Annotated in this window: 5 protein-coding genes and 2 tRNA genes; 4 read left to right on the top strand and 3 right to left on the bottom strand. The window is 34.9% G+C overall.

The window, feature by feature from the left end:
- From IHO40_RS05160 to IHO40_RS05150, 3 genes are all read right to left on the bottom strand, one after another.
- Positions 1–344 (bottom strand): exopolysaccharide biosynthesis protein (locus tag IHO40_RS05160; protein WP_225537074.1); only part of this gene is annotated, 344 nt, incomplete at its 3' end.
- Between the two features lie 130 nt (positions 345–474).
- Positions 475–642 carry a twin-arginine translocase TatA gene (gene tatA / locus IHO40_RS05155; protein ID WP_225537072.1) on the bottom strand — a complete coding sequence of 56 codons (168 nt, stop codon included), beginning with the start codon at positions 640–642 and terminating at the stop codon, positions 475–477.
- 141 nt (positions 643–783) lie between these two features.
- Positions 784–1,560: an ABC transporter ATP-binding protein gene (locus IHO40_RS05150; protein WP_225537071.1), complete on the bottom strand. Its 777-nt coding sequence runs from the start codon at positions 1,558–1,560 to the stop codon at positions 784–786.
- A gap of 144 nt (positions 1,561–1,704) precedes the next feature.
- On the opposite strand from IHO40_RS05150, the gene IHO40_RS05145 reads away from it, so the two are divergent.
- The 4 genes from IHO40_RS05145 to IHO40_RS05130 all read left to right on the top strand — a co-directional run bounded on the left by IHO40_RS05145 (position 1,705) and on the right by IHO40_RS05130 (position 5,819).
- A tRNA-Arg gene (locus IHO40_RS05145) sits at positions 1,705–1,778 on the top strand.
- A 704-nt stretch (positions 1,779–2,482) separates the two neighbouring features.
- Positions 2,483–4,774 carry an AAA family ATPase gene (locus IHO40_RS05140; RefSeq protein ID WP_225537070.1) on the top strand — a complete coding sequence of 764 codons (2,292 nt, stop codon included), beginning with the start codon at positions 2,483–2,485 and terminating at the stop codon, positions 4,772–4,774.
- Positions 4,775–4,841: 67 nt separating this feature from the next.
- Entirely contained in the window at positions 4,842–5,738 is an 897-nt protein-coding gene (locus IHO40_RS05135) for a class I fructose-bisphosphate aldolase (RefSeq protein WP_225537073.1), read from the top strand.
- Positions 5,739–5,747: 9 nt separating this feature from the next.
- Positions 5,748–5,819, top strand: a tRNA-Cys gene (locus IHO40_RS05130).
- The last annotated feature ends 556 nt before the right edge of the window (positions 5,820–6,375 follow it).

Here is a 6,375-nt window from a genome sequence, read left to right as displayed (position 1 = left end):
GCAGGAGAAGTTTTTTCTACCACAAGAGATAGTGTTGAACGTTGAAAAGACTTTCTTTCCAACCAGTGAGGCATCCAAGGAGAATCAAACCCCAACATAAGCTGCAGTGAGAATAGGATTAGAGGTATAGAAAGTATAGTTGTATAGCCAGGTGGAACCGGTATAGGTACTGATAGCGGTAAAGAGAAGATAATTATTAAAACACCAAAACCGCGCTCATGCAAAGCTGTTTTTATGTCAAACAGTGTTACTTTATCACTATTGGCGTTGTCAGTGCCTGTAACCTCTTTTAGAATATCAGAAGCTAATTTTTTATTTCCAGCTAATTTCCCACTTTTTTGCACAATCATCCTTTAACAAAACGATCCCTTCTAACTAACATAATTACTGCAGTATTTCAATCTATTCTTTAGCTAGTTCAAGTTTTTAAATAAATGACACGCACTAAAGTACGTGTCATAAAGTATGAAGACGCTAACGATCCGGCTCGTTAGATGATAGTTTCTCTGAGTCCTTGAGTCCTTGTTTAAGGTTTTTAATACCTTTTCCTAGATCATCCATAACTTGCGGCAACTTACCCGCACCAAACAGAACTAAGATTATTATTAAGACTAGAAACAATTGCCATGGTCCTAAGCTCATTTGTACCTCCATTTAAAATATTAACTCTTAGAAAATGAAACCTGACTAAAGTCAAGTAACACATGAATTATATCACCTTATTTAGTTATAGATCAAAATTTTTTAGTGTTTGGTTCCATTTTATAATAATTGCAGACTAGATTATTTTCTTACAGCAAACATACCATCAAACGGAAGCTCATCACCTAAAAGTAAAGTAGAAGAGAACTCACTAAAGAACTTTGCTAGCGTATGATCTTTAGGACTATGATATATATCACTGGAAACTCCTGATTGGATAATTTTACCGCTTTTCATTACATAGATCAAATCTGCGACTTTTAATGCTTCTTGCGGATCGTGAGTTACCATTAACACAGGGATATTTTTACTTCTAAAAAGGGACAATATATGATGTCTTATTCGGCACTTTGATAGTATATCTAAGTTAGAAAATGGCTCATCGAGCAACACAACATCAGGATTTTGTGCTATTACTCTTGCTATTGCAACTAATTGTTGCTGCCCTCCCGATAGGGCATTAGGATACATATTTTCATATTTTTCTATATTTAATAGCTTCAAAATTTCCAATGCAGTGAAATACTTTGCTTTTTTGGAAGAGCTGCGAATAGCAAAAGTTATATTTTCTACTACTGTTTTGTGAGGAAATAGAGCAGAATGTTGAAAAATCAATCCGACATTCCTATGCTCTATTGCAATTGATGTGTGGCTACTTACAACTAGCCTATCATTTATAAAAATGGTGCCAGATTTTGGATTTTCTATTCCCGCAATTAATTTCAAAATCGTTGACTTGCCGCAACCTGAATGCCCTAGTAGACATGCGACATTTCCTCTCTTTACTTCAATATTTATGTTGCTTAAAGCAAAATCGTCTTGATTGTTATAAGAATAACTAATGTCGTTAACTAGCATCAATTTAAACCATGTTATTAAATATAATAGCATTATACTCAAGAAATATACAGAAATGTTTTTTGCTATTATAAATTGATGATGCAGAGATCTAGAAAAATACGAGATTTTTTGCTATGATCTTACGCAGATAATAGAAAACACGGGACTATAGCTCAGTAGGATAGAGCGTTGGATTCCTAATCCGAAGGCCGTGCGTTCGAATCGCACTAGTCCCATACTGATTACAATATGACCATAAAACCTACAGTAATACTCTATCTCACTGCGCTTAAATATCAACTAATATACCTAACTTTGTTATAATAATAGTACATTTTTATTTTATGTATGTTTAAAAAGAAAGTAAATGATTAAATCTTTTATAACATTGATTAACGTGGTGCTTTTACTGAAAATGTTTTTAAGATAAAGAGGAATTAGACTTTTCACATAACCTAGAAAAAGGCAATTATTTTAAATATTGACGTTTTTTGTGTACTCTTAAATTACTTTAGCTATAAAATTTAAGAAGCTTACTAAGAAAAAAAGGCAAAAGAAATTCCGCAACGTGAGTTGTTTACTATTCTATCAAAAATTTGGCGTCTGGTTCTCCCTATACACCACTTAATAAGCAAGGCTTAGTTAATGTAGACAAAAATTTATAAAGACACGCAGTATCCATGCTGCAAAAATAAAACATAACACGCCTTGTCTTATGCTATGCTTTTGTCACTTAATACAAAGATTAAAGATAAATTTTAGACCTAAAATACCCACAATACTATAACTAAGGGCGCTAGCGAAGGTTATAAAGTAGTTTTTTCGTTTTTTTTGAATCCAATGCGATGGTAGAAACTGGTTTGTTATGCAGAGATACCTATTTTTTAATAATTGTGTTCTATTAATTACATGAAGTTCCTATTTTTAAAGAGAGCAGAAGATGATTTCTAAAAATCTAGAGGCAAGTTTAAATAGAGCATTGCTGATTGCTTCCAACTTTAGCCTTAAATATGCAAAAGTAGAACACTTATTGCTAGCGTTAACCAAAGACATAGATGTAAATTACGTTTTATCAAGATGTAACATCAGAGCTGATGAAATCATAAATATAGACAGCATCTTATCAAGGTGTAATGCTGATGGTTATGAAAAAGGTTTTTCTGAAGATAATCCTGAATTGGTTGTCAATGAAGTTAAGCCTAATCCGCTGTTTCAATGCATAATACATAGGTCCATAATACGAGCTCATAGCTTAGGAAAAAAGGAAATAAATGGAGCAAATGTCCTAGTAGAAATTTTATCTGAACAGAATTTCTATATTGAAGACCTATTACAAAAGCAAAATGCAAAAGATTCTAACTTAATCTACCATATATCTAATATGAAATACTTAGGCGATACAGACAAATGCGCTACTAATCATAAAGTAAAGCTTGACAAAAATAATAATATCTTCACTACAGTAAATAAAGGTGAGTTATTAAAAGACGAAGAAGTTTTACAAAGTTACTGTAAAAACTTAAATGATTACGCAAAAAGCAAAAAAATAGACTGTGTTGTTGGTCGTGATTATGAATTAAGTCGAACTATAGAGATATTATTGAGGCGTAGGGAAAACAATCCTTTATATGTAGGAGATCCAGGTGTTGGCAAAACAACGATAGTTGAGGGTTTGGTGTTAAAAATAATCGAAGGCAGTGTTCCCAGTGCGCTCAGGTCTAGTACAATTTATGCTTTAGATTTAGGAGCACTCCTTGCCGGGACCCGTTATAGAGGCGACTTTGAAGGAAGAATGAAATCCATAACGAAAGCAATCGAGGCAAAGCCAGGCTCTATTCTTTTCATTGATGAAATACACACCATCATTGGGGCTGGTTCAACAAGTGGTAGTTTTCTCGATGCTGGTAATCTGCTTAAGCTCGCACTTGCAAGAGGTACATTACGTTGCATAGGTGCAACTACATACAAAGAATACAGCAATAGCTTTGAAAAAGATAAAGCACTAGCAAGAAGATTTCAAAAAATTAATGTGAAAGAGCCTTCTGTCAATGAAACAATAAAAATGGTAAATGGCGTAAAGCCTTACTATGAAGAATACCACAAAGTACACTACTCAGGACGCGCTATTAAGGCTATGGTTAAAATTCTACGTGAATGTATTCCTGAACAGAAATCACCTGGTAAAGACATTAACATTTTAGATACAGCAGGAGCATACTGTAGATTAATAAAAAATAGACATAAAATTGTGAGTAGTAGAGATATTAAGGACACCATCACTAGAATTACAGGCGCACCTTGTAGGTCTGAATTTGATGATATACAAAGAGTACAATCTTTAAAAGACAACCTCAAAAAGGTCATTTTTGGTCAAGAGCAAGCAATAGAATCTCTCATCGGTTCTATTAAAATTGCTAAATCTGGATTGAGAAATTATAATAAACCCCTAGCAAACTATCTTTTTGCAGGGCCAACTGGTGTTGGCAAAACTGAACTTGCAAAACAGTTAGCAAAAAGTATGGGTATGAATCTCATACGCTTTGATATGTCTGAATATATGGAACCTCATACAATATCAAGAATAATTGGCTCTCCTCCTGGATATATAGGCTACGATCAAGGTGGATTGCTTACAGAAGCTGTTTCTAATAATCAATATAGTGTCGTGCTTCTTGATGAAATTGAAAAAGCTCATAGTGATATTTACAACATATTGCTACAAATCATGGATTATGGGTGCATTACAGACACCTACGGACGTAAAGTTAACTTTTCCAATGTTATCTTGATCATGACAACCAATGCAGGAGCGTTTGAACGCAGCAAAAGCTCTATTGGCTTTGGACACAAAAATTTTAACATCAGTGATAGCGAAAAAGCAATAGAACGGGTTTTTAGCCCTGAATTTCGTAATCGTCTTGATGCAGTTATTTCCTTTTCTGACTTAAATACGGATGTGATTTTGTATATTGTGGATAAATTCATTCAGGAGCTGAGAAAACAACTCACACAGAAAGGCATAAGCTGTTTAGTAGAAAATGAAGTAAGGTTCTATCTTGCACAAACAGGTTACTGCAAGGAAATGGGGGCACGCCCAATAGAGAGACTGGTCGAGAAGGAAATAAAAAGTCACTTAGCTGAAGAAATACTGAAACGTCGACTAATTAAAGGAAAAAAGCTGGGAATTTACATGGATAAAAAAGAAAATAAAATTGCTTTTGGTATAACTTAAAATTCTTGTATTGAGTTTCATCTTTGTTACAATTTATAACTTAAATCTAATTTGAGTTATAGTGATAATAAGCGATAAAGTAAAGCAAATTCTAAGCTACTACGAAAGTGAAAGCCCTGGGGTAAAAGCAAACCTCACCCGTATTCTCATGCATGGAAAGCTTGGTGGCACTGGCAAATTGGTGATTCTTCCTGTAGACCAAGGATTTGAACACGGGCCAATAAAAAGCTTTGAAGTTAATCCTGATGCTTATGACCCACATTATCATTTTCAACTTGCGCTTGACTCAGGAGTAAGTGCGTATGCTGCTCCACTTGGCATGATTGAAGCTGGCGCTTCAACTTATGCTGGAACGCTTCCACTTATTCTAAAACTTAATAGCTCCAATTCTTTGCATTCAAAAAGTCTAACTTCTGATCAGGCAATAACCGCCTCTGTGAAAGATGCGCTGCGTTTGGGCTGCACAGCCGTTGGATTTACCATATATCCTGGTTCTGCTAAGTGTTTTGATATGATAGAAGAGGCTCGTGAAATCATAGCTGAGGCTAAGTCCTACGGGCTTGCAGTAGTGCTATGGTCTTACCCACGAGGTGAGGGAATTTCCAAAGAAGGTGAAACAGCAGTTGATGTTATTGCTTACGCTGCGCACGTAGCAGCTTTGCTTGGTGCTAACATAATAAAAGTAAAACTCCCTACTAACCAATTGGAAAAAGAAAAAATAGAAGCGAAAAATATTGAGTCGTTATTCAAAAGAATTGAATATGTCAAGAAATCTTGCTTTGCAGGAAAAAGAATAATAGTTTTTTCTGGTGGCGAGTCGAAGTCGATGAATGACATACGCAATGAGGCAAAAGAAATTAAGCAAGGAGGTGGTAGTGGTTCAATCATTGGGCGCAACACCTTTCAGCGAAAAAGAGAAGAAGCTTTATCTATGCTAAAAGATATCATGAATATCTATACGTAAAAAACACACGGCTGGGTGGCAGAATGGCTTATGCGGAGGACTGCAAATCCTTTTATACCGGTTCAATTCCGGTCCCGGCCTCTCCCTATAAAAGTTATAATGTCATCCAATAGAAACGAAAAAACTACCTGACAACTTTCGCCATTACCCTTGTTATAGCACTGAAGCTATTGTTTATCTTCAGTCCGTACAGGAAAGACAACAAAAAAACTCAATGTATTTGGCGTACTGTTGTTTAATTTTTTGCACTATTTGCACCTCACGTCTAGCTTTCAAGGTTTTTACTTAATACAAGCTAAAATGCATTTATAAAAGCGTCTAAGACAATAAAAAAATGACAAATTAAAAGATAAATAGTGAATAACTAGCTAAAGGGGTTTCTTTTGCCTTTTTTTCTCATTTGGTAAATTTCTTAAATATTTATTGCTAAAGTAATATTATAGATCCTAGTGCCAGCTACTTGGATGCACCCATAGATCTGTCATTCCAGCCCGTAACGCTGGAATCTAGGAATTTTATCAAGTAGATGAGCATAAAAGTTATGTTAAAGTATAGCATTCTATGGAAAACTGGATCCCAGTAGCTTTGTTGCACAGCAACTTATGCGGTGATAATTTATGATAAATTCATGTAGCCA

Origin of the sequence: Wolbachia endosymbiont of Mansonella ozzardi, assembly GCF_020278625.1 — a bacterium.
Classification (GTDB): Bacteria; Pseudomonadota; Alphaproteobacteria; order Rickettsiales; family Anaplasmataceae; genus Wolbachia.
Note: the sequence above shows the minus strand (reverse complement) of the source record. Positions and strands in the feature narration are given on the sequence as shown.